Annotated in this window: 20 protein-coding genes and 1 pseudogene; all 21 read right to left on the bottom strand. The window is 43.2% G+C overall.

What is annotated here, in order from left to right; all coding sequences use genetic code 11:
- Complete coding sequence (locus tag ACT3IB_RS12160) at positions 1 to 1,335, bottom strand: capsular polysaccharide export protein, LipB/KpsS family (RefSeq protein WP_491539291.1); 1,335 nt, start codon at positions 1,333 to 1,335, stop codon at positions 1 to 3.
- Positions 1,336 to 1,397: 62 nt separating this feature from the next.
- A complete protein-coding gene (locus ACT3IB_RS12155) occupies positions 1,398 to 2,951 on the bottom strand; it encodes an oligosaccharide flippase family protein (RefSeq protein WP_491539290.1) in 1,554 nt (517 codons plus the stop codon).
- Positions 2,923 to 4,176 (bottom strand): hypothetical protein, encoded by a 1,254-nt coding sequence (locus ACT3IB_RS12150; RefSeq protein ID WP_491539289.1) that lies wholly within the window; start codon positions 4,174 to 4,176, stop codon positions 2,923 to 2,925. The genes ACT3IB_RS12155 and ACT3IB_RS12150 overlap by 29 nt, the downstream gene beginning before the upstream one ends.
- Before the next feature lie 58 nt (positions 4,177 to 4,234).
- Complete coding sequence (gene pseI, locus ACT3IB_RS12145) at positions 4,235 to 5,275, bottom strand: pseudaminic acid synthase (protein WP_491539288.1); 1,041 nt, start codon at positions 5,273 to 5,275, stop codon at positions 4,235 to 4,237.
- Positions 5,272 to 6,147, bottom strand: a complete 876-nt coding sequence (locus tag ACT3IB_RS12140; protein ID WP_491539287.1) for a methionyl-tRNA formyltransferase — start codon at positions 6,145 to 6,147, stop codon at positions 5,272 to 5,274. The genes pseI and ACT3IB_RS12140 overlap by 4 nt, the downstream gene beginning before the upstream one ends.
- Entirely contained in the window at positions 6,144 to 7,151 is a 1,008-nt protein-coding gene (gene pseG, locus ACT3IB_RS12135) for a UDP-2,4-diacetamido-2,4,6-trideoxy-beta-L-altropyranose hydrolase (RefSeq protein WP_491539286.1), read from the bottom strand. Before pseG ends, ACT3IB_RS12140 begins: the two co-directional genes overlap by 4 nt.
- Complete coding sequence (gene pseF, locus ACT3IB_RS12130; protein ID WP_491539285.1) at positions 7,148 to 7,828, bottom strand: pseudaminic acid cytidylyltransferase; 681 nt, start codon at positions 7,826 to 7,828, stop codon at positions 7,148 to 7,150. The genes pseG and pseF overlap by 4 nt, the downstream gene beginning before the upstream one ends.
- Positions 7,825 to 9,003, bottom strand: a complete 1,179-nt coding sequence (gene pseC / locus ACT3IB_RS12125) for a UDP-4-amino-4,6-dideoxy-N-acetyl-beta-L-altrosamine transaminase (RefSeq protein WP_491539284.1) — start codon at positions 9,001 to 9,003, stop codon at positions 7,825 to 7,827. The genes pseF and pseC overlap by 4 nt, the downstream gene beginning before the upstream one ends.
- A 6-nt stretch (positions 9,004 to 9,009) precedes the next feature.
- Positions 9,010 to 10,038: a UDP-N-acetylglucosamine 4,6-dehydratase (inverting) gene (pseB, locus tag ACT3IB_RS12120; protein WP_491539283.1), complete on the bottom strand. Its 1,029-nt coding sequence runs from the start codon at positions 10,036 to 10,038 to the stop codon at positions 9,010 to 9,012.
- An 18-nt stretch (positions 10,039 to 10,056) separates the two neighbouring features.
- Complete coding sequence (locus tag ACT3IB_RS12115; RefSeq protein WP_491539282.1) at positions 10,057 to 11,184, bottom strand: Wzz/FepE/Etk N-terminal domain-containing protein; 1,128 nt, start codon at positions 11,182 to 11,184, stop codon at positions 10,057 to 10,059.
- A 2,205-nt stretch (positions 11,185 to 13,389) separates the two neighbouring features.
- On the bottom strand, positions 13,390 to 14,337 hold the full coding sequence (locus ACT3IB_RS12110) for a UDP-glucuronic acid decarboxylase family protein (protein ID WP_491539448.1): 948 nt from the start codon (positions 14,335 to 14,337) through the stop codon (positions 13,390 to 13,392).
- A gap of 202 nt (positions 14,338 to 14,539) precedes the next feature.
- Positions 14,540 to 14,950 (bottom strand): four helix bundle protein, encoded by a 411-nt coding sequence (locus tag ACT3IB_RS12105; RefSeq protein ID WP_491539281.1) that lies wholly within the window; start codon positions 14,948 to 14,950, stop codon positions 14,540 to 14,542.
- Between the two features lie 67 nt (positions 14,951 to 15,017).
- Positions 15,018 to 16,370, bottom strand: coding sequence for a UDP-glucose dehydrogenase family protein (locus tag ACT3IB_RS12100; RefSeq protein ID WP_491539280.1), 1,353 nt, complete (start codon positions 16,368 to 16,370; stop codon positions 15,018 to 15,020).
- A gap of 155 nt (positions 16,371 to 16,525) precedes the next feature.
- A complete protein-coding gene (locus ACT3IB_RS12095; RefSeq protein ID WP_491539279.1) occupies positions 16,526 to 17,935 on the bottom strand; it encodes a capsule assembly Wzi family protein in 1,410 nt (469 codons plus the stop codon).
- An 869-nt stretch (positions 17,936 to 18,804) separates the two neighbouring features.
- Positions 18,805 to 20,085, bottom strand: a complete 1,281-nt coding sequence (gene cysN / locus ACT3IB_RS12090; RefSeq protein WP_491539278.1) for a sulfate adenylyltransferase subunit CysN — start codon at positions 20,083 to 20,085, stop codon at positions 18,805 to 18,807.
- Between the two features lie 98 nt (positions 20,086 to 20,183).
- Complete coding sequence (locus ACT3IB_RS12085; protein WP_491539277.1) at positions 20,184 to 20,594, bottom strand: four helix bundle protein; 411 nt, start codon at positions 20,592 to 20,594, stop codon at positions 20,184 to 20,186.
- Between the two features lie 52 nt (positions 20,595 to 20,646).
- Positions 20,647 to 21,552: a sulfate adenylyltransferase subunit CysD gene (cysD, locus tag ACT3IB_RS12080; protein WP_491539276.1), complete on the bottom strand. Its 906-nt coding sequence runs from the start codon at positions 21,550 to 21,552 to the stop codon at positions 20,647 to 20,649.
- A gap of 114 nt (positions 21,553 to 21,666) precedes the next feature.
- Positions 21,667 to 22,206 carry an adenylyl-sulfate kinase gene (gene cysC / locus ACT3IB_RS12075; RefSeq protein ID WP_491539275.1) on the bottom strand — a complete coding sequence of 180 codons (540 nt, stop codon included), beginning with the start codon at positions 22,204 to 22,206 and terminating at the stop codon, positions 21,667 to 21,669.
- A gap of 77 nt (positions 22,207 to 22,283) precedes the next feature.
- Positions 22,284 to 22,637 (bottom strand): annotated as a pseudogene (locus ACT3IB_RS12070) (four helix bundle protein).
- Positions 22,638 to 22,740: 103 nt separating this feature from the next.
- The gene (gene cysQ, locus ACT3IB_RS12065; RefSeq protein WP_491539274.1) at positions 22,741 to 23,511 is read right to left on the bottom strand and encodes a 3'(2'),5'-bisphosphate nucleotidase CysQ; all 771 of its coding nucleotides are present in this window, start codon (positions 23,509 to 23,511) and stop codon (positions 22,741 to 22,743) included.
- A 112-nt stretch (positions 23,512 to 23,623) separates the two neighbouring features.
- A complete protein-coding gene (locus ACT3IB_RS12060; protein ID WP_491539273.1) occupies positions 23,624 to 25,393 on the bottom strand; it encodes an SLC13 family permease in 1,770 nt (589 codons plus the stop codon).
- Positions 25,394 to 25,560: the final 167 nt, after the last annotated feature.

Below are 25,560 nucleotides of genomic sequence, written 5' to 3'. Positions count from 1 at the left end.
TCATTTTTTAACCAAGTTAAACACCGTTTGCTCAAAAGCGGATGCCAACACAGCTACATTAGCATTATCTAATACACCTTGGTCAGTAAAGGGATCAATCCAATATGCCGGATAAGACTTACTCAGCATATTTTCAATGAAGGCGGCGTCTTGCTTTTTATTTCGTTTAAAATCGGAAGTTAATGATAAGATTATTCCCTTCAATTTTCGAATATCCCTACATACTCTAATTGAAGATAATTCTCCAAAGTAAACCGGAGAAAACGTTATTGCAGGTATACCAATCATTCCGGCTTCATAGGCCGATGTCCCAGAAACCGTTAAGACCAAATCAACACGGTCAAAAATTGAAAAAGAAGAAACCGAATGCTTGAGTAGTTTAACCCCATATAGCTTTTTTATTTCTTTAAAAAAGTCAAGTTTCTTAACGCCAAGTTCATTTGGATGCTCTTTGACAACTAATGTAAAGTCGAACGGTAGTGCCCTTCGTATATCCTTTATGAGTTTTAGCTGATCACTAAAATAGGAACCTAATACATCAATTGAAGCCTCTGGTTGGACATGTAATGGATAATAAGCAACTCGACCGTTGACATCATCTAAGTTCTCATATCTGAAAAAATTATTTAAAATTTGGACATTGACAATTTTTCTTAAATTGTGTTTGATCCGATTTCCAATCGGATGGTGAGTCAAATGATCTTTACTGGTCTTTCTAGTTAACTCCAGTCTATTTTTAAGATGTTTACTAATCTTTTTAAAACTTAAAAGTTCTTTTTTATTGTTGATATCAAAATAGGTGGGAGCTTGCTGCTTTTCCTTAAATTTTTCAAGTACTGCCTCACCATCGTGTGTTTCTTTTCCTCCCTTAGATACAATTTTTTCAGATAAATAACCTTCTGTAAAAATGAACCGATTATGAGGGTAGCGCATGTTTCTTGGAGCAATAAATGGAATATCCAACTGCTCACATATCATAGCGGTTAATAATTCGTTGAAATTGGTTGGTTCGGCAATAACTATATCAATATTCTTCGAAACAAGGAACTTCTTGATATTAGCATAAAAAAGGAACACATATTCAATAATATTTTCCCGTTTGTTTTGTCTTAAAAACTGATCCATCATCAGAACTTGGAATACATTCAGATCGACTTGCTCCTCAAGCGCTAAAATTTCCTGTTTTATTTTTTGCTTCTCTGCCTGACCGAGGAAATCATCTTCTGTATAAACTAGTTCCAAAATATCTTGTCCTGTAACGCCAGAGTCCAACAAATACTTACTCCAATATTCATTGGTAGTCATCCAGTAATCACGAAATTTCTCCTTATCCATCGACTGGAAAATAGAATAAAATAATTTGGTATGATCAAAAATGGATATAAAAAGAGTATTTATCATCTTTTATGGTTTAAATTAAGAATTAAGTTTTGAATCAGCTTTTTTTCTTTCTTCTCTAAGACCATAAAATAGATGGCTGATAAATACAGACTAAGTATAATACTGCCAGTAGTTACAAAGGCTATAATTGATTGGATGTTAAAAAATTGTGTCACTAGGTAACAACCTACTGCCAGCAAGATCAGAGCATAAGTGGGATTTCTTAACTTTATTAGAAAATTAGTTAAATCTATTTCATATAATCTTAGAAGTTTCACCAAATAAGGGATTGAAAATAACATATAAGAAGTGGTTGTACCAATAACCAATCCCAAAATTCCATAACTAGACATCAGAACTACACTGATAATCAGATTAGACACTGCCCCAAAAAGTGAATATGGAATAAACTGCTTAACGTCTCCCGAACCCACAATCATAGTTGAACCCACTGAAATCAATTGAGTAAAGAAAAACTGTCCAAACAAAATAATACTCAGAAAATAAAGATGTGTGTATTTATCCCCCACCCACAAACCTAAAAATGGTTTAATTAGAAATATTCCAATAATAACACAGGGAAGAATCAACAAAAAACCAAATCTCGTGCCTTTCATAAAAAGTTGCTTCAAATGATATTTATTGTTGGAGGCCTTGAAGCTTGAGGCTGCGGGTGTAATAGTAGAATTGATCACGGAACTCAAAGCACTCATCAGATTTGGCACCTTTATAGCAATACTGTAATAAGTCAACTGTGCAACAGGAAGAAAAAAGCTGATAAGCAGTTTGTCAGTTTGATTATATACGAAACCGATAATTTTGCTGATAAAAAGATATTTGGCATAGCCAAATATCTCATACACAATCTGTAAATTTATTTTAAAAGTGAATCTCCGATTTCTTGGTAATAACTTAGACGAAAAGTAAAACTCAATTCCACATCGGAATAAATACAATACATTTTGTAACCAAATGAAATTATATAAATCCTGTTTTTCATACAGGAAAAAAACAATAAGGAAAAAGTTAACCACCAGGTACCCAACATTTATTCCTTTTAGAACCCCGAACCTTTGAACTGACTTCAAGGTGGATCCAAGTCCCAGTGACATAAATTGTAACGGCATTTGAAATGAGTAAGCAAAGAAAACAGCTTTAGTAAGGTCTTGGAGTCCTTTCGACACTTCAAATGGTAGCCGGTCCAATAGATTTATACCCAAAATAATTAAAACCATTATAATCAATCCAATGGTGCTATAAAATAGTATCCCATTCCAAAAGTACTCTCCAAATTTTGAATAGTTTTTCTTTGTATCCCATTCTGCTAAATATTTTACAAGAGCTCCTTCAAAGCCGAAATCAAGAAAAGAGAGAAATCCATTTACAGAAAACACGAGTAGCAAACTGTATATACCGAATACCTCGTCTCCCAGGCGACTTACAAGTATGGGTAATACCAAGAAACTAACCAGTATGGAGACAAATAAATCGGCACCATTAATAAATGTGTTGCGTGCAATTTTCTCTTTCGAATGGTCAGTATCACTCATCATATCCGGAGATATAATCATCCAGAAATCTCAAAATACGCTCCGAGACAGAACCATCTGGATTTAACAAATATTCTTCCAGTAGGCGATTCTTGGAGTCGATATCAATTTCATGATTAAAATCTGACTTAATAAATTTTTCAATGGTAGACTCAAGCTCTTTCGGGCTCTCAACCTTGTGAAATATATCATATCGATGAAAAGGTAGAATTCCATTCTTAAACTGTTCAACATCTTCAGTGAAGAAGGTATAAACCACTGGTTTATCAATAGATACAGCCTCTATTAATGCCGTAGTCTGAAACCCAATCACTAGATCGGCATTTTTAAGTAATTGGTTTGACGATGCGGCACCGGTTAATACCTTGACATTTTCATAACCCGCAAATTCTCGTTTAACATTTTCTACATCCGACTGTTGAGGATGGCATTTTACAATAAAATTGATATTTCTGTTGTTATTCGCAGTTTTCTTAATTATCGTATGGGAATATTCCCTTAATACCTCCCAGCTCAACTTACCATCCACAAAAAATCTGTTCGGTATGTATGCATCCAATTCATAAGTGAAAAATAAAATGAGTGGGGCACTGCTATTTTTAAAAAGATTAAGTTCCTTTGGTTCTAAATAGTGTAATAGATCTGATCTGGCTTGCCCTAGAATTGATATCTTTGATTTATCAACCCCCGCATTGATCCAAAATTTTTTTTGTCTTTTAGACCATACAATTAAATGATCCGATATAAAAGGAAATAATCTTTTTATATCCTCTGCATGATTATCAAAATAATAAGGTGATATGGTTCCTTCTTTATCAATAACTATGGTCGGTATATCATTGTCTTGTACTACATTAATAAATTCCCTTAACCAGTAGAATAAATCTGATGGAGTGACAATAGCTTTAAATTCATATTGATCCCTTAAAAACTCGAATAATTTTTCAGACCACTTCCGTGACCTTTTCCGATATTTATGAATTTTGCTAGAATTATAAGGTATTCTAGCTTTTCTTATCTTTTCTGGAAATAACCAAACTATCGGAGCAAATAACTTTTCAGGATCAACAATATAAAACGTGAATCGACCATCATTAGCTCTAATTAATGCTTCAATATCTTGATCAAAAAAATGATTGATGACTAAAATCTTTTGTGGACCGTCGCCAACTTTTGGAATTCTTCTGCGGTAGTAGAAGGATTTAAAACGACGGTAATATTTTTTCATTAATGCAATTAAATTCATTTTACCTGTTTTTAGATAAAAGCTAATAATACTTAGTTATTTAATTTACACTTTTTGTTTATTGAATTAATTTATTGCGAATAGGAGTACCCATTTCAATATCAACTTTTGCTTTTCTTCCTAAAATTGAATCTAAATACTTAGGATGCATTCCATATCCAGGCCGAATGGATCGGACGTTATTTTTCGTTAACTTTTCTCCTTTCTCAATATCCTTTACTGTAAATAATGAACGAGCAAATCGGCGATTAGGTTTGACCTGTTCATCAATCTCGTAGGTTACCTCACCCAAGGCTTTCTCAGCTTTTCGCACCGAATCAACCATCTGCTTAAATTCTTCGGGATCCAACGAGAAATCCGCGTCCGGCCCGCCAAGCGATTTATCCAAAATAAAGTGCTTTTCAATCACCTTTGCTCCCAAGCTGGTAGCTACAATGGGTACCGTATTACCGATAGTATGATCTGATAGGCCTACCTGCACATCAAATCGTTGTTTCATATCAACCATCGTTCGTAAATTGGCCAATTCAATAGGAGCCGGATATGAGGAGGTGCATTTTAGAAGTATAATTTGGTCATTCCCAGCCTCGCGGCACGTTTGCACGGCCAACTCAATATCTTCCTTTTCAGCTATACCCGTACTCATGATTATCGGCTTCCCCTTCGATGCCGCATATTCAATAAGGGGTATATCTTGTATTTCAAAAGAGGCGATTTTATAAGCGGGCGTATCCAGTTCTTCCAGCAGGTCTACCGCACTGTGGTCAAACGGGGAGGAAAAACATATGAGTCCTTCTGCTCGTGCTATGTCGAATAGTTCCTCATGCCATTCCCACGGGGTATAAGCTTCTTCGTACAGTTCATAGAGTGTTTTCCCATCCCACAGGGTCCCATCGTTAATGGTAAAATGTTCGTTTTCACAATCAATGGTAATGGTGTCCGGCCGGTAGGTCTGCAGCTTAATCGCATCGGCCCCGGCCTGTTTCGCAGCCTTAATGGTTTCTTTGGCGATGTCAAGCTCTTGGTTGTGATTGGCCGACAGCTCGGCAATCACAAATACATCCGAATCTTCGTCTATGTTGTAATCAGCTATCTTCATGGTCCTAACAGTTTTCCTTTAAATTGATCAGCGGTAATATCGGTGCGAATATCCGTGAGCGCCAAGGCCCCATTGGGTGTTTTGACGGTCACTTCCGGTGAGACCGCCAGCACCGTGCCATTGGGGGTCTCCCAATCGAATCCCTGGGTCGAATAGCGGACCTTGTCAACAATCACTTTTTGGTCGCCCACAAACGTAAACGCCCCGGGGTATGGGTCCGCTTGGGCGCGCACCCAGTTTCGTATTCGCTCGCGCTGCCACGCCCAGTTAATTTCCCCATCCGCAGGCCTGCGTTTGCCAAAATACGTGGCCTTCGACTCATCCTGGGGCGTGGGCGTAAGGGGGCCCCGGCTCATTTTTTGGAACGCCCCGCGAATAAGGTCGGGGTAGTGATGGCGGTATTGTTCCAGCAGTTCTCCGCCCGTCATCTCCGGTGATATTGTAATTGTTTCCTGAGCCACGATAGGCCCGGTGTCACACCCTTGATCAATCACGTGCACGGTAATGCCGGCCTGTGACTCATTATTAATAATGGCCCAAACATGCGGGGTCCGCCCCCGGTATTTGGGTAACAGGCTCCCATGTATATTTAAGCAACACCGCCGCGGGTACTCAATCACATCCTTTTCAAGTAAGTACAGGTAGTTTATCGACAGAATAAGCTCCACCGGCTCGGCTAACTCCTCAAGAAACTCGTGGAGTTTCCCACCACGGGGATTTCCTTTAAATACGGGGATATCTCGTTTTTCAGCCATCGACCGGAGCTGTGTTGAGGACGAATCCGTAGCCATACCAACCACTGTCAGCTCATCAATCAGCTCCGAGACCACATCACTTCCTAATCCGCCCGATGCCAGCAATACAATATTCATGCGATTAGTTGATTAAAGATTCGTCGAATTCGTTTTGGGGACTTCCCATCAATCACATCTTGCTGCTTTGCCTGTATATGTCGCGCCTTCCTTACCGTAAGCTCGGAAAGCCCTTTACTTATGTGTTCTTTAGACAGGTGTCCTACCCCCATGACCGCCCCGGTGGCCTTAAACCCTTTATAAATTTTCGTTTGGTTCTCCACGTAATATCCGGTAATCGCCGGCAGTCGTGCGGCCATAACCTCATACAAAATAGTACTGGACGGTACGATAGCAAAATCCGCACTTTTCATGAGCTTATCCATTTTCGCATCCGCTATATCATGATGGTGTTCAATAATAAGCTGATCGTTTACATTATTTTCAGCAATTTTTTCAGGCCTGTCATACCCTGCACCCGTCACAACAATAATTTTTGCCACCGACTTTTGTAGGCCGAGCACTTCCATCACATCTTCAGTAATATGTTGTGGATCTGATCCCCCCATACATACAAAAGCAGTTTCTAATTGTTCACAAGGCTCAAAGTCCGTCGTTAGCTTAAGATACTCCTCCCGCAAAAGGGCATAATCCGGACCAAGATAAAGGGTCGTATACGGCTCGGTCGAATACGCATCGGGAGGTATCCCCGGCGCGTGATTAATGACCGCGTCGCTTGCAAAATGGCCCCGGTGTATATCATCTACCGATACCACTTTAGTGCCCGCCTCTTTTACTGTTCGCTGGTAGCTCTCGTCAAAATCGTATCCATCTAACACCCCAACAAGCGGCGCGGATTGGTTTTTAATGTCTGACAAAAAGTTATCCTCGCTTGCTAGTTCGATCAGTTCGTAGCCAAACGTTGTTTCTATTCGTTTTCCGAGGGCCGGCGGAATTTCTTTCACGTAAAACTTAACTCTAAACTGATCATCAATCATCTGCGCCAAAGCCAAGCACCGGTATATATGGCCAAGCCCAATTTGGTCACTGCCATCAACTCGAAAGCACGCTGCGGGGGTATTCATTTAGCTAGTTGGTATTTCATTTCGGCCATCCGCCAATCTTCGGGCGTATCAATATCTTGCACGGCCATGCTGCTTTTTTCAATAGCTTTACAGTTCGACGTAACAAGGGTTTCCTGTTTTACTAACTCATCCATTTTAATCCAGTACCACTGGCCGGCATCATGGTAAAACGTCTCTAAATCCTGAGAGCGGGTTCGCTCATGCTCCGGCCACACATATTGAATGGTCTGGTCATTATTCTTTTTTAAGGCTCGTTGCACTGGAAATTCAAATGCTACTACTGGTAACGACGAGGTGGCCTCTTTCAATAGTTCAAACCCTTTTTGTAAATCCTTTTTTGTTACAAAGGGAGCCGTCGGGTACAAGCAACAGACCTGATCAAAATCCAAATTTCGTTTGCCATATTCTTTCAGCACTTCCAACAGCACCTCCACGGTTGTCGCATAGTCATCCGCGTTTTCCTCTGAGCGCATAAACGGTACTTCGGCCCCATAGTTCTTGGCGACTTCTGCAATTTCCTCATCATCCGTTGACACCATTACCTCGTCAAAGAGCCCACTTTCTAAAGCTATTTCAATGGAGTAGGCTATAATCGGCCTACCCAAAAAGTCTTTGATATTCTTGCGGGGAATACGCTTACTCCCGCCCCGGGCCGGTATAATGGCAAGGTTCTTCATCCTACGACATCTAATACTTTCGTGATCACAAAGTCTTGCTGCTCCTCAGTAAGAGTCGGGTACATGGGCAGGCTTATGCATTGCTCGTAATACGCTTCCGCATGGGGGAAATCTCCTTTCTCCCACCCAAACTGCCGGTAATAAGGCAGGGTGTGTACAGGGATATAGTGAATTTGACTATAGATTTGATGTTCGCGCAGATAATCGTACAGCTCTTTTCGGTTTTCGACCTGAATCACATAGAGATGATATCCATGGTGATTGTCGCGCTGTTCGGGAGAAACCTTTTGCCGGGTGATGCTGGTAACGTCGCCAAATGCCTCATCGTAAACCTTAGCAATTTCTCTTCGCCTCTGAAGCCCTTCATCAGCTCTTCGAAGCTGCGACAATCCAAGCGACGACTGGATGTCTGTCAACCTATAATTATATCCAAGCTGGTGCATTTCATAGTACCACCCGCCGTGATTTTCCTGAAGGTCTTCAGGGTCCTTGGTTATTCCGTGGGTCCGAAGGGTATCTAACTCTTTTTTGAGAGCTTGATCATTGGTGGTGATCATCCCCCCCTCACCGGCCGCAATGTGCTTGACCGGGTGGAACGAAAAAATGGCGGCATCGGCGTAGCGGCAATCCCCACAAAAAACTCGCTCCCCGTTACTATTTTCAAAACTTCCGCCGGGTGCGTGGCAGGCATCTTCAAGTATCCACAGGTTATACTTATCAGCTATCTTTCTTAGTCGTTCGGTATCTACCGCCAATCCGGTAAAGTCAACTGGGATGATGCCCGCATATTCATCCGGATTGCTATTAATTAACTTTTCTTCAACCAAATCAAGATCCATCAGAAATGTATTCGGATCAATATCTACAAAATCGACTTCTCCACCCGCATATTTCACGCAGTTCGCTGAGGCCGAAAACGTAATGGGAGTTGTAATCACTTTCTGACCGGGCTCGACGCCCAGTGCGAGTACCCCTAAGTGCAGGGCCGCCGTTCCATTGGACACCGCCACGGCATGGTCACTGCCTATGTAACCAGCAAATGCTTCTTCAAACTCGGAAACCTTTGGACCTTGCGTCAGGTAATCAGCCGTCAATGTTGTGGTAACGGCTTCAATATCTTCTTCTGTAATATGTTGGGTGCCATACGGTATTGGCCCCATTGTTTGTTCTCCCATTATGCTTTATTGGCTAACCTGTTCTTGTACAGAAAAAGAAGAGTCGACATATTGTTTAATTTTCTTACGCAGCGATTCCACCGTCTCCCACTCATCATTTTCGCCGGAATTATAGGTGAAGCCCGGCTCCACATATTCCGCATCAAACTGCTCCAAGTATTCTTCCTTATCCCAAACAGGTTGTTGCGGTAGAATGGCATAGTATTTGCCTAAATCAACGGTATTAAATGAGTCCGAGGCCGTAATCATCTCTTCATGAATCTTCTCCCCGGGTCGTATTCCAACTTCCGGGTGATCACAATTTGGTCCTATTGCTTCAGCTAAATCGGTAATTTTGTATGAGGGAATTTTTGGTACAAATAGTTCTCCTCCCCAGCCGTTCTTAATTGCATACATTACCAAATCAACGCCGTCCTGCAAAGATATATTAAAGCGAGTCATTCGTTTATCCGTAATAGGCAACCTTCCTTCTTCACGCTTTTTAATAAAAAACGGCATTACCGATCCACGTGACCCCATCACATTTCCGTATCGTACAACATTAAAGGATAAATCACGCTTGCCTTTCATATTATTGGCCGCAATAAACAGTTTATCAGAGCAAAGCTTTGTTGCACCATAAAGATTAATAGGAGCAGCTGCCTTATCTGTTGATAGAGCTACAACTTTATTTACACCACAGTCCATTGCGGCATCAATGACATTTTCTGCACCAATAACATTCGTCTTTATCGCTTCCATGGGATTATACTCCGCAACAGGAACCTGTTTAATAGCTGCGGCATGAATAATGACATCAATTCCTTCACAGGCACGCTTCAACCGCTCTCCATCTCTGACATCTCCAATAAAATATCGCATTGATGGATACTTATCTTTAGAAAATTGTTGCTTCATTCGGAACTGCTTCATCTCCCCCCGTGAATAAATCACCAAACGGCTTACATCCGGATAGCGCTCTAAAATTGTTTCTGTAAACTTTTTACCGAAAGAACCAGTTCCTCCAGTTATAAGAACATCATTCCCATTTAACATAAGCTAATTATTTAAACTTTAATTTTCGGTTATCAATTTTAAAATTAAAAGCATGGGTTCTTTTAAGAGCACATAAACACAACTACCTACGATCCCAAGAAGAATAAAAGCTATCAAAATATTTAGGCCGCTTATCTGATCTTTCAATGGCACTTGAATTGGCTGCAAAATACTTACCATAGGCGTCTGCTCTTGCACCTTCATCTTGGCCTGTTCTACCCGCTGTGCCACAGAATTATAGACATTAAACGCTAGGTCATATTCCGACTGCAGGCGCTCTTCGCGGGTCTGGGCCTTGGCCGTTGCTAAATTCTGATTACTATCACGAAACTCGGCCAGTTGATTTTGAGCCTCCTCAAAACGCTGCCGAACATCCTGAAGTTGCTGTCGGGCATACTTCAGATTTTCCTGGGCCTTTCTAGTGCGATAGTTCGTCATGTATTCTCTAAGAAGAGAGATACTCATTTTTCCCACCTGCGCCGCGGCATTAGGATCAGGCATTTTTACCGTTAGGTTAATTACCCCGTTCTCCTCGTTCAGTGACACCGTTACACGCTTTTGCATGTTTTCAATGACGCTCATCTGTCCCTTGGTCACAGACACTACTGAATCAGTCTCGAAGCCACGGGGCAACGGACGCTTAAATTCTTCTTCCCCTTTAAATAATCCTATGATTTTACCGGGCAATCCTAGAGTATATTCTTTGGCATAAGAGAAAACGGACGGCGTATACACTTCATCAAAAAAGGTATAAACCGTAGCGGTAGTATCAAATTCAGCAAATTCCACTTCTTTATTGAGTAATTCCAGCTGAAAGGGCAGACTCTGTACAATCTGAGGATATAAGGTGGGCGGAATCATGCCCTGTTGATCTATATTTAAACCGGCTCCACTCATTCCAAGCATTCCGCCGTATTGCTCTAACAGTCCGGCCGCACCGCTTTGCGTACTTTGTGTTTCAGGTAATAGGGTAGCACCGGTCTGGTATTCTTTTGGGGCTAATAATGCTACCATCAACCCTATGATAACAAAAACACTTGTTACCTTAGCAACGAAAAAACGATTATCCCAGATTTGTTTAACCAGCTCTAGATAATCAATTTTGTTTTCTTCAGTCTGGCGCTCGTCCCATTCTTCTACGGGCACGAGGCGGTATTCCTGGAGGGGAAAGTCTTCGGATCGTTTTTGGGGCTTTTTACCCGATCCGGATGGGTTATCGTTATGTGTGTCGTCGTTGCTCAGCGCGTTTTCAATTAAAAATTAAAAATAGCTATAGAAAATATAGGTGTGGAATCGTCTATAAATCCCTGCTCGATTTTAAGGTAGCTAAGTATAAGGATTTGTGAACATTGTAAAAAGATAGAATTTGGATTGTTTTTAAAATAGATATTGTACTTTTCTACCTTTTGCTATACTCGTTATATGAATGATGATCCAAGATTTGAAAGTTCCAATTTCATCAGCATAAGACTATATTCGATTTTTTAATGATGGAAAATATACGATCTATTTTTTGTAAACAAAGGTTTGTAGTGTTCATTTTGGCTTGCCCTGGTGGAATCCTCCGAAATTCGGAGGGCCATTACGTGGCATTCCACGGGGCTTGATCCAAAATGAACCAAAAAATCAAGACTTAGAATTTTACAATCGTCATCTCCCGGCAGCAGGCGTGTTTTTTGATGGTCCTTGTTCTTTGTCTGCAAGTCAATAAGTAAAAAACCGGTACAAAAAACACAATCACTTGCCTTGGTCGATTCCACAAAATTCATTATGCCGGTTGTTTAAAAACCGTAAAGTTTACACCATTTGGGAGGGAGGATATCTGGGCATAAGAATTCTGAAGCGGTAACCTGCCGGGCAAGGTGAGCAATTCATACCGGTGCTTATGTTGTAACAGGCACGATAGTTAAAGGACCATTGAATTGCTCTTACCCAAAGGTTGGAGCTGCATCAGAATTCTTCGCCTTGATTTTTTAGTCCCTTTTTTATCAAGAAAAAAGGGACAGCAAGACCTTTTCTATCGTTTCTCATCCAACCTGCCGAATGACCAATATTTAACCATTTGTTTTCTACTTTTCCGCTTTTTTATCCCCGCCCTAACGAATTGCCGGTGGAGAACCAAGGGCGTAAAAGATAATTTCGTACTGGGTCTTCACGTAGAAGTAAATAATAAATGTGATAGACCATCGAAATTATCCAGCCTGAGGTTCGGAACGGTTCGCAATTCTCAGACGGCCTGCCCTTTCGGAGCTTAAGCGTAGTAGGGCGACTTTTTTGGTTACTTTTTTCGTCGATGAAAAACAGTAACAACACACGTTGCGATGCCCCCCCTAACCCACGGTAGAAAAACCGTAAATATGAATTAAAAAAGTTCAGAGTTTCCTTTTCTACACTTTTGTAAGCAACAAGATCAACCATGGAAATTCTGTCTGACGAGGAGCTGCCCAAAAACGGAATCAACGTTGATGAATGATATCAGCACCGAGGAGTTACATTTCTATAGATCTTTCACAAGCCTTTTGGATCAAGCCCTGTGGAATGCCATGAAATGGCCCTCCGAATTTCGGAGGATTCCACAAGGGCAAGCCAAAAGGCGGACAAAAATAACTTTTATAACCACAAGGGCATGTTCCATTTTGGAACGATGCAAAATGCGTAATTCCTTTTTTGTAACCGAAGCACTGTAGTGTTCAGGTTGCTACGCCCCGAAAATTCGAGGCCTTGATCCAATGAGGTGATGTATATTCATTTTTTGTGACCAAAAAACGATTCAAAAAAGTCTTGGAGGGAATCGTAAATTTTGCTCTGGTTTAAGCAGGATCACGGGGACCGCTCTAAATCATTAGTCAATTCAAAGTTCAAATTTCCCGCGATTCCACCCCCCAGTGTCTAAAACCGTGAAGTAGTAATAAGTATTTGTATTTTCAGGCCTTCGCTCACAATTCTTAGGTCCTATTTTTTAAGACCAAAAAAGAAAACAGATTCTTTACCCAAACGTTGTTCATAAGCAAAACTCCCTCACAACGATATGAGATCTTTTTCTAGGGTATCCCACTCTTTTGTATAAAACGTTGAATTGTTTTGGGCATCCCCTAACCCCTTCTAAGGGAAACTTTTTTCTACCTGCTTCACGCTTTTCAACCCGTAATCCGAAACCGAAAACAAAGATTTTTCACTACGGTTATAGTTGCGTTCGAAATAACAGCATAGTCGTCGGTCTTCCGTCTTTCATCAACACAGATAAAACAAATCAACACCGAACCTCTAACATTTATTAATAGCTATCTACACGTTACTGCTTTGTTACTTTGATACTTTGTCACTTTGTGACTTAGTTTGTAACCCAATTATCTAATCCCCATTCACTGCTTCCTCAAAATAGTCCAGTGTCTTCTTTAGTCCTTCTTTGCGATCATACCTCGGCTCCCAATCCAGCACTTCTTTAGCCCGGCTGATATCCGGCTGTCGTACCTGGGGATCATCATTGGGTAGTTTTTCAAACGTAATTTCACTATCGGAATCTGTCAGCTCAATAATCTCTTTGGCAAATTCCAGGATACTTACTTCCTGCGGATTGCCAATATTCACCGGATCGGTATACTCACTTTGTGAAAGCCGGTAAATTCCCTCGACCAGATCGTCTACGTAGGTAAAAGAACGCGTCTGGGAGCCATCGCCATAGACCGTCAGCGGATTGCCTTTCAACGCCTGACGCATGAATGTGGGGAGTGCACGTCCGTCGTGTAATCGCATCCGGGATCCGTACGTATTAAATATTCGGACAATACGCGTCTCAATGCCATGGTAGCGATGGTAGGCCATGGTCATGGCCTCGGCAAAGCGCTTCGCTTCGTCGTATACCCCGCGATCCCCGATCGGGTTAACATTGCCCCAGTAATCTTCGCTTTGGGGGTGCGTCAGCGGATCGCCGTAAACCTCGCTGGTGGAGGCCAACAGAAATCGGGCGTCTTTTTCTTTGGCCAGCCCCAGTGCTTTATGCGTCCCCAGCGACCCTACCTTGAGCGTCTGTATGGGCATCTCCAGATAATCAATGGGAGAGGCCGGGGATGCGAAATGGAGAATCAGATCCAGGTCGCCATTCACATGGATGTAGTTGGTGACATCATAATTGACAAAGGAGAAGTTCTCGTTGCCTATCAGGTGTCCGATATTATCTGCATTCCCCGTTGATAGGTTGTCCATGCATATTACTTCATATCCTTCTTTGATATACCGGTCGCAAAGATGGGATCCTAAAAAGCCGGCACCGCCGGTGATAAGGACTCTTGGTTTATTTATGCTTTTATCTTTAATAGTATCTTCCAAAACAATATGAATCTAATTTACATTTTTTAGTTTAAAGACAACTGTCGACCGACCACTGTCATCGGTAGTCAGTCGTCCATTGCCAGTTATCAAAATACTATTAGCCTTGTTTGAATCTGGGGGACAATAGACTATCGACGACAGACAACAGTGGTCGGTGATCATTCGTCGGCTGTCAGCCATCATCTATTAAATAGTCAACTTTTTCTTCTCCGACTCTATCGCTTAAGGAATTTCTCATGGCCTGAATACGTGCAGCTAAATGGTTTGCTTCCTTATATAACTTTGCCAAATGTTTCTTTTCTGTTTCCTCTTTACAATAATTTCTTCTTTTGACTAAGTGAATACAGGCTACAGTTTCAAGAAGTGATCTTAAAGCTATTCCTAAAAATCGACTTTGTTGTTTGTTAGTTTGACCAGTAGATCCCTCAGCAATATTTAAAGAAACAGATGTTGAAGCTCTTCGCAATTGGTCAGCCAAATCGTAACGCTCTTTGGAGGGTAGTAAATCTGCTATTTCATAAGCTGCATCAACATAGTTTAATGACTGTTGCCAGATTTCTAACTTCTCGAATTTAAAAGCCATAGTTTCCTGTCTTTTGACTATTGACGACAGCGTCTGATGGTCAGTGGTCATTCATCGGTTGTCAATTTCATTTTACCGGTTCCAATTCTTCTGCCTGCACTACCGGCCTCCCCACGCTGATATAGGTGATCCCGGCTTGCTCGGCTCGGCCCAGGTCGTAGAGGTTGCGCCCGTCAAAAATAACCGGATCCTTCATCTCGTCGGCGAAATTGTCCACGGTCGGCCGGCGGAACTCATTCCACTCGGTGCAGATGACCAGCGCATCGATGTCATCCAGGGCTTCTTTCTGGTCGTGGACGAAGGTCGTATGATCCAACACCGCCTGGCTGGTCGCGGCCTTGAAGGTGCCGATCGCTTCCGGATCGTAAGCCAGCAGCCTCGCCCCGCGTTTGACGAGCTCTTCGGCAATATAGAGGGCCGGCGCCTCGCGAATGTCGTCGGTCTCGGGCTTAAAGGACAGCCCCCACATCCCGAAGGTCATCCCGCGGAAGTCGTCGGTGCCAAAATAGTCTTCCATCTTCCTGACAATGGAGACCTTCTGGGCGTTGTTGACGTCCATCACAGCGTCCACAATCTTAAAGTCGTAGCCGTGCTGGCCGGCCGTGTGGTGGATGGCCTGCACGTCCTTGGGGAAGCAGCTGCCCCCGTAGCCGATCCCGGCAAACAGGAAGCGCTTGCCGATGCGTGAGTCGGTGCCGATCCCGCGGCGGATATTGTCGACATTGGCGCCGACCTTCTCGCAGATATTGGCAATTTCGTTCATGAACGTAATCTTGGTGGCCAGCATCGCATTGGCGGCGTACTTGGTGAGCTCGGCGCTGCGGCGGTCCATCACGATAATGGGATTCCCGGAGCGGACAAACGGCTCGTAGAGCATCGTCATGGTTTCGGCGGCCCGGTCGCTGCCGGTGCCGATCACCACGCGTTCGGGGTATTTAAAGTCTTCGACGGCCGCGCCCTCCCGCAAAAACTCCGGGTTGGAGACCACATCAAATAGGGCGGGATCCACGTGCTCGGCAATCAGGGCTTCCACGCGATCGCCGGTGCCCACCGGTACGGTCGACTTGTTGACAATCACCGTATAACTATCGACGATAGGCCCGAGCTGCTCGGCCACGGCCATAACGGCGCTGAGGTCGGCCTGTCCGTCGCCACCCGGCGGGGTCGGCAGGCACAAAAAGACGATATCGGCCTGCGGGACGGCCTCGGAAATATCGGTGGTAAAGTGCAGGCGGCCTTCCCGCTGGCTGCGGGCAAAGATCGTCTCCAGACCCGGCTCATAGATCGGGATCTGCCCATCTTTGAGTTGCTGAACTTTCTGCTCATCAATATCGACGCACGTGACGTTGTTGCCGGAATCGGCGAAACAGGTGCCGCTCACCAATCCCACATATCCGGTGCCTATAATTGCAATATTCATAAATAATATCTTATCTCAATTTATCTGGTCGGTAATACTCTTGATTTTTGAAAGGCAAAAGATAAGCGAATGTTCCCCGTATTCAAAAGGTTGATAGATAAAACCATTAAAAAGATAGCTATTCAAATACAAAAAGTGAGGTACCGCAGTAAATCTTAAAACGCCCCGGACCATTGTACCCCAAACATGAATCCAACCCCTTTATATAAGTCGCCCGAATCCACACTTATCTTAAAGTTATAGGTCAATGACTTATTGCCCGGCGCTCCATAACGCAAAGCAAACAATCCTGAATACTGATCTTTACGAAAATTTTCTCGCGGCGTTATTCCAGGATCATCTTTGGGAATTGAGCTACTGGGGTTATCTACCCAGTCATTCTGCACCCCATAATTCCTGCTGTAGGTTATGAATGCCTTATAGCCTAGATTTCTTAAAAACCTTCCCTTGAAAGCCAAGTGATGCCCAACAATCACGTTATTGGTAATGGTATTCCCGTTAAAAAGAATTAACGGGGTTCCCAGCGTACGATTTTCGTATGTCCAACCGCTTCCATATACAAAGTTATCGTAATAATCACGTCGACCGATCAGCTCCCAATCTTTGGCATCCTGATTTTTCGTATTTATATGCTCATAAGTAATGGCATTCAGAACCCTGTTCTTATTTTCAAATATGAGGTTTGCTCCCCATACTCCATCCCATGGGCTCCGAAAACGAGTCGAAACCTTGTCCTCCAGGTAGAACATTCTAGTGAGCATGAGCGTGAAGTTCTCTTGCTTGTACTGCAATCCAAAATCATATGCCGCTACCGAGTTGCCTATCACATTGGATACCTCTCCGCCCGGAGCATTACCACTTTCATCTGCCCCCTGTCCGGTAATTAATCGGATGTAATCCCCGAATGATTGTGGCAGCTTGCCCCTGTCCGGATCGGTACCACCCCACTGGGCATTATGAACTATTCCGCCAATTCCTGACCAGGGACCAATATTTAATTTCAAATAAAAATATTTCTGATGAAGATAAGGACTTTCCACATGTCGGTCTTCTTCAAACCAACCGTGGCTAAACATACCTTTATATTCTACATGACTATCTGTAAAGGGAACTCCCATGAAATCGGGCGTTGATATACTAACTTTGGGAACAGGCATGGCATTATCACTGACCATCATTGATCCAGAAGACAAATGATGGTTATTCAGCCCTATCGGCTGGGAAAATCGACCAACATCTAATTGTAATCCGTATGCATTCGCTGTTAGGTACGCCTTTGGTAACAATACAGCATTATTTTCAGAGAGCCGGAAAATCCCTGCCCCACCGATATCTACCGCCAAGGCATCTGTTTCCAAAAGATGATGATTCACGGAGATTTCATTTAGCCAATTGGTACTGGCCGGATCAACCTTTCCATGCACATTTGAGTAAAACCAAAATGGCAGTGACCCATCAGTAGCAGTATATAACTCCGAACTGAGCTGATAGGTTGTCTTATCGCCTTCTCCTACCCGGGGTTCAATAGTCTGGGCTTCAGCTGTATCAATTATTAATGAACCCACTCCTATAGTTAGAAGGAGTATTTTTAAAAATTTATTTGTCAGGAAAAACATTAGGAGAACAGATAATTTGGTGCTTATCGATTAGCTGAGAAAATAATTGATATTTCTTACATCTCGAAGTGCTTTTGATCAAATATTTTCTGACTAATAAAAACGTTCCTCACCAATGGAACGTATTCTGCCTGCGCGGGGTCTTCTAAATAGTATAGCTACTCCTAATTATACAAGCTTAGGCATAGACAGGGAATCCCCTCTCTTGATATATACCTAATTCTGCAAAAGAGGATCGCAATTGGTTGCCCCGAACGCAGCAACGCTGCCCAACCACCATCCTGTCATTGCGAGCGGAGTGGAACGGAGCGTGGCAATCTCCTGATAGCATTAATATTTCTAATTGAGTTGGGGGGGATCGCCGTGTCTCCCGAAATATCGGGATCCTCGCGATGACAGTTATTAAATGACTGCATGTCATAGCGAACGAAGCAAATGTCATGAACGGAGTGCGCAATCCCCTGTCCTGATACCTCTGTTAAGAGAGAGTTGCACTCCCGAAGTACGTTGCCATTATAGCATCGTTCGAGGGTACAACCCTCTCTCAACTAATACAAAAGCAACCACCCGGAATTTTGCAAAACCCGCCCCCCGGGGAGGGGAATTATTCTATGATGGCCTCACGGTTTTCAACCCACAATCCAAAACCGAAAGCAAAGATTTCCCACTTCACCCACCTTTCTGAAGTTCCGAAATATCGGAGCTTAGACATGGTTTGAAATGACAACCCAAATGAAATGAACGGTCACCGGCCAACCATCGTCGGTCACTCACTAAAAACACTTTGTTACTATGTCACTCTGTAACTCAGTTACTACCTAAAGTATCATCCCCGCGCCGACGGTCTCGTTGGTATACTCGTCAATAAGGATAATACTGCCCGTCTTGCGGTTGCGCTTATAGGAGTCGTAAAACAGCGGCTTGGTGGTACGGATCTTGACCCGTCCAATATCATTCAGACCAATTTCCTTGTCCCCTTCCACGCGGTGGAGCGTATTAATATTGACTTTGTATTTCACATCCTTAACGATGCATCGCGCTTCTTTGGTGGTATGCTTGATGGCATACTTTCCATTGGGATCAAGCGGCTCTTTGTTCAGCCAGCAAACCATCATCTCGATATCCTGTCCTACTTCCGGTTGGTTATCCGGCTTGGCAATCATATCGCCGCGGGAAATATCGATATCATCTTCAAGCGTCATCGTTACCGACATAGGAGAAAACGCCTCCTCTTCATCCTGCTCGAAGGTTTGGATCTGATCAATAGTGCTGGTGAATCCGGAAGGCAATGCAATAATTTCATCGCCCGGCTTAAACACCCCGCCGGCAATTTGTCCGGCATAGCCACGATAATCGGGATAGTCCGTTGATTGCGGACGTGTAACCCATTGCACAGGGAAACGACTGTCAACGTGATTGTAGTCACTGTCTACCTGCACATTCTCAAGTGTATAAAGCAGCGTTGAACCACCATACCACGGCATGTTATCTGATTTATCCACCACATTATCTCCATACAGTGCACTGATGGGTATGTAATGAATATCGGGCACATCCAGCTTGGAAGAAAAGGTCTTGAACTCCTCTCGAATTTCCTTGAATCTCTCCTGGCTGTAATCCACCAGATCCATCTTATTAACACAAAGCACCACGTGCTTAATCCCCAAGAGCGATGCAATAAAGGAATGGCGACAGGTCTGTTCTATCACACCGTTTCGGGCATCCACCAAAATAATCGCCAGGTTAGCTGTAGAAGCCCCAGTTACCATATTGCGAGTATACTGAACGTGACCCGGGGTATCGGCAATGATAAATTTTCGATTGGGCGTGGAGAAATAGCGATAGGCTACATCGATGGTAATGCCCTGCTCGCGCTCGGCCGAAAGTCCGTCGGTCAGCAGCGCCAGATTCGTATATTCGTCGCCCTTCTTACGACTGGACTCTTCGATTTTTTCCATTTGGTCATCAAATATCGATTTGGAATCATACAGCAAGCGACCGATCAGGGTACTCTTACCGTCATCCACACTGCCCGCCGTCGTAAAGCGGAGCAGATCCATGTCTAAATATTTTTGTGCTTCGTCTTTTTCAGTGCTCATTATGATTACTCAGTGTCTTAAAAATTAAATTCGTTTATTACTCCTGCAGTATTAAGCTGATACTAATTGAATGTATGTTACATGTTGAAGGTTGCAGGTTAAGTTCCATAATTGACTACAACATCCTGAACCCTATCATTAGACCCGTACCCTTCTAAATAAGAAATTAACTTCTGTGTCTTTCTGGAAATTGTCGTGCATCGATCATAAAGCATTTGGAATTCTGATTTAGTGATATATTCACAATCTAAAGCTACATAAGATACAGACCTCGTTTCTCCGCAGGATCCTTTAGCATGTCCCAAATAGTTTATGAATCGTTTGGTTGTTCTACTCTCAAACCCCTCACTGATGTTATTCATAACAGAAACGGAAGAACGTCTTATCTGATCTTTTAGCCCGTAATCTTTCAAGAAATTCCTTTTTTGAGTCAGCTCATAAACATCCCTAACAAGTTCTCTTGTAAGTTGCCAAATCTCTAAATCTTCAAATCTCTCAATCGATGCCATAACGTTTAACCTGCAGCATTCAACTTTCAACCTTTAACACTTTTAGCTGCCTCTAAAAATATCCCTGCTTTTTACGCTCTTCCATGGCGGCTTCGGCTTTTTTGTCGTCGGTACGATTACCCCGCTCGGTAATACGGGCAGAGGCCACTTCTTCGATAATTTGTGGAATGGTATCGGCATCAGATTCAAAAGCTCCGGTGCACGTCATATCCCCAATAGTACGGAAGCGGATTTTCTTTTCTTTGTACTCCTCCTCTTCAGAAAGGGTAATAAATTGTGATTTCGCCAGATATGTCCCTTCTCGCTCAACCACGTCCCGAGTATGGGCAAGATACAAACTGGGGATATCGATATCTTCGGCGGCAATATACTGCCAGACGTCCATCTCGGTCCAGTTACTCAATGGAAATACACGAAAATGTTCGCCTTCGTTCTTTCGTCCGTTATACAGATTCCACAGCTCCGGACGCTGGTTTTTGGGATCCCACTGCCCAAACTCATCACGGTGGGAGAAGAAACGTTCTTTGGCTCGTGCTTTCTCTTCATCGCGTCGCGCGCCACCGAATGCTGCATCAAAACCGTGCTCTTCAAGGGCATGCAACAGCGTGGGAATCTGCAATTTGTTGCGACTCGGATTTGCGCTGTTGTCTTCTTTTACCTTTCCGGCATCAATCATATCCTGCACGTGGGCCACAATAAGCTCTACGCCCAGATCATCCATCAGCTGATCGCGAAATTCAATAGTCTCATCAAAATTGTGTCCCGTATCAACGTGTAGGAATGGAAACGGTATGTTACCCGGCCAAAACGCTTTTTGAGCCAGCCGAGCCATTGTTATCGAGTCTTTTCCGCCTGAAAACATCAGTACGGGATTCTCGAATTGGGCTGCCACCTCTCTGAAGATGTGAATAGATTCCGACTCCAATTGTCGGATATGGTTTAGTTTATATAAATGCATTTGCTAATATCATTTTAGAGTAAAACTATGGCGGAGGAAAATAAGGATTTTTACTTACAATGACTATCGAGACCTTCGAAATAATAATCTCGGCCATTTACTACTATTCATAAGTTATCCGTTAGCTTCGTTACGCAAATACTCAAATACTTGCTCTACCCCTTCCTCAGGAGTTATATGTGTAGTATCGATGCTGAGTTCCGGATCTTTCGGTTCTTCATAGGGATCGCTGATACCGGTAAAATTATCAATTTCCCCTTTTCTGGCTTTCTCATACAGTCCTTTCACATCGCGTTCTTCACACACTTCCAGTGGCGTAGAGATATGTATCTCAGTAAAGTCTTGGCACCTATCGCGGACAAAATCACGGGCATCCTGGTAGGGGGAAATAAATGACGCCACTACAAATACGCCGTGCTTCTGCAGCAGGCTGGCTACGAAACCGACTCTCTTCACGTGCTCATCACGTTCTTTTTTTGAGAATCCGGTCGTTGGAAATACCTCACGTACGGCATCCCCATCCAAATGTTCAACCTCATAACCCTGCTCTTTAAGTCGCGCATATACTTTTTCTGATATCGTGCTTTTCCCCGATCCCGACAACCCGGTAAACCAAAGAACGGTGGGTTTGAGGGTACTTTTGTTGTTTTTCATAAATCAATTTTCATTGGTTCAAATAGGTTAGCTTCTTTTTAGATATCAACGTTAAATTTTGAGTATTGAATGTTGAATTATCTTAGGCTCTTTTGCGAAGTCTTGACAATTGCGGTTAATATGTTGACGATCTCATTTATTTCATTCAAATAATAGTCAGTGTCAAAATCTAACAAATCGCTATGTTTTAGCAACCGCAACCAGTATTTCGTTTCTCGGGCTTATTTTGATGCAATTGACATCTTTGCAATAAAATCACGTTTGGATTGAGCCGCTCCAGCTTCCTCAACATTAGCTCCAATACTGGTTCCACTCTTCAACAGCTGTCTTGAAATTACATATTCATTTTTCTTTACAAGTTTTTGATTCAGGCTGATTATCTTGAGTGCAAAATTAAAACTCTTGGATTTAATAATATTTTTCTTTCTCATAACTGGTGAATTAATTCAAAGGCTTATAGTAAGACCTCAAAATCAATTCATCCTTATAGACTAAGTCGCAGAATTCAGTTCCTGCCAACTCAATGTTCAACACTCAAAATTCAACATTTTCTTTTAGCCCGATCAAAAAACTGCCATTCTTAAGGTCCGGTTTATTGTACGTCAAGGGCGATTCATGAACGCCTTCCCCCGCCGAATAGCGATATACTGCATCGCCGGCCGCCACGTCCCATTCCATGGTGGGCCCCATTCGCGGGTAAATATCAGCCTTACCTTCGGCCACTAAACAAAACTTTATGGAGCTTCCGGCCGGGATTGTTTCTTTTACCGTAAGTCCTTTCTCCTTCAGCTGAGTAACAAGCTTATCAGAACCGTGCGATCGGCTTTGCACCACAACAAGAGGGTCATTTTTATTACTGGCTGTAGAATAAATACGTTCCGGAGCATCGGTTCCTACCTGTTTAAAGGATCCCTTACCCTTTTCAGCATAATAGATCGTTCGCTTATCCGGCACGTACACCACGCCCAGTATGGGCTGACCATCCTCAATCAAGGCGATATTAACCGTAAATTCGCCATTCTTTTTGATGAACTCCTTGGTTCCATCGAGCGGATCAACAATCCAGAACCTGGACCATTCTTTCCGCTCTTCGTAATCAGGAATTCCCGACTCTTCCGAAATTACGGGTGTATCAGGGTCCAATTCTTTGAGGGCATCAACAATAACATGATGCGAAGCCAAATCAGCCTTGGTAAGTGGCGAGTCATCATCCTTACGGGTAATCTCCACATCCTGTGCTTCGTGATAAATTTCGAGCATCGCCTCTCCTGCTTCTTTCGCTATTCCAATAATTTCTTTAAGCATAATTTTGAACAATATTGTGGGAGTACAACTCCCTTTAAACTATTTTAGTTTTAGGACCTAACCTTCAACACCCAACATTCAACCTTTAACATCTAACTTTCCACTCTCTAATCTAAAACGGCCATATTTGTGGCACCAAAAGTATTGTAATTACCGCAATGATCAAATTCAAAGGCAGCCCTATTTTAGTGAAATCGGTAAATTTATATCCACCCGGGCCATACACCATCAGATTGGTCTGATAACCAATAGGCGTTGAAAAACTGGCCGAAGCTGCCATAATAATGGTCATCACAAACGGCATATAGTTCACTCCAAACGAGGCCGCCAGCGAAATCGCGATAGGAAATACAAGCACCGCAGCGGCATTATTTGTCACCATTTCGGTTAACAGCCACGTTGCTAAATATACGCCCGCCAATGCCAGGTACGGGCTGCCATCCGTATAACCTAAAAATCCTTCGGCCAGGACCGTAGCTCCGCCGGTATACTGTAGCGCACTCCCAATACCCAGACTGGCCGCAATGACCAACAGTACCGTCCAGTCGATGTAATCTTTGGCAGTGGCAGCTCGAACACATCCCGTTCCCACCATGAGTCCCCCCGCTAAAAATGAGGCTTGAAACATAGAAAGCCACCCCAAGGCAACGGTGGATATCATGATGCCCAGCACGCCCCAGGCAGTGCCCGATTTTTCATAATTGGGCGGACTTGAATCACTGATAGCACTTGTTAAATAGTAATCACTGGAATTTCTGTACTGTTCCAGAAAGTTTGGGTGAGCTTCCAACAAGAGTGTATCCCCTGTTTTCAAACGAATGTCCCCCACTTTTTCTTTGATACGTTCCCCATTTCGGGAGACGGCTAACACCACGGCATCATAAACATTACGAAAACGCCCTTCTTTAATAGTTGTCCCGTTAACAGGATGAGAGGGCGATATCACGGCCTCAATCAAGAGTCGCTCGCGGCGAGAGGAATTCAGTTTAAAAATCTGATCGGTGGCCGGCTTCAATCCCTTAATCTGCTGCAGGTCTACGATGGAATCTACAACGCCGGTAAATATGAGACGGTCCCCGCCTTTGAGCTTCTGCTCCGGATCAACCGCGGCAATAATATGATCTTGACGATAGATCTCCACCAGATATAATCCAGGAAGATGACGCAACCCCGCCTCTTCGACCGTTTTTCCCGGCAGCGGACTTTCGTCCTCCACAATCATTTCTATCGTATATTCGCGGGGATCTTTAAAGGTATCAAATCCGGATCCCCGGTCGGGCAACAGTTTTTTCGCAAACACAGTTAAGTAGATAAAACCAACGATAGCAGCCGGTACGCCTATTAGTCCCGGCTCAAAAATTCCAATGGTATCCGTAGAGGCCTCATCAATAAGCAACCCATTCACAATAAGGTTGGTACTGGTACCAATGAGCGTACAGGTTCCGCCCAAAATAGCGGCATAACTCAGGGGAATTAATATTTTTGATGCGGCTATTTGATTTTTGCGTCCCCAATCCTCCAAGGCGGGAATAAATGACGCCACCACCGGCGTGTTGTTTAGAAAAGCACTGACCACCATCACCGGTGCCATAATGCGAACCTGTGCTCTTCTGATGCTTTTGGCTTTACCTATAATCGAATTAACGACAAACTGAATGGCTCCGGTCTCTTTCATGCCGGCAGCCACTACATACAGCGCAGCTACCGTCAGCATCCCCTGATTTGCAAATCCGACAAGCGCTTCCTCGGGCGGTACCACCTGGCTTACGATCAGTACGGTCAACCCACCGATAAATACGACATCAACCGACAACCGGGTTGTTATCAGCAAGGCAAGACATAGTAAAATTATGGCTATTACCATCCAGCCGGCCAGGGTCATAAATGCGACGCTCTTGTTACGAGAATTATTTGAGGCACAAAGAAAACCAATTATGCCCTGTTTTCAAATTTAACATAACCAGAGAGTGTAGCTTAAAACTTTGTTGCTTTGTCACTTTGCAACTCAGTCACTCAATAACCTAATCACTTTATTCACCTAATCAGGTA

It is taken from the genome of Fodinibius sp. GM21 (assembly GCF_058386955.1).
The sequence above is the reverse complement of the archived record's forward strand: the minus strand, read 5'-3'. Positions and strand labels throughout refer to the sequence as shown.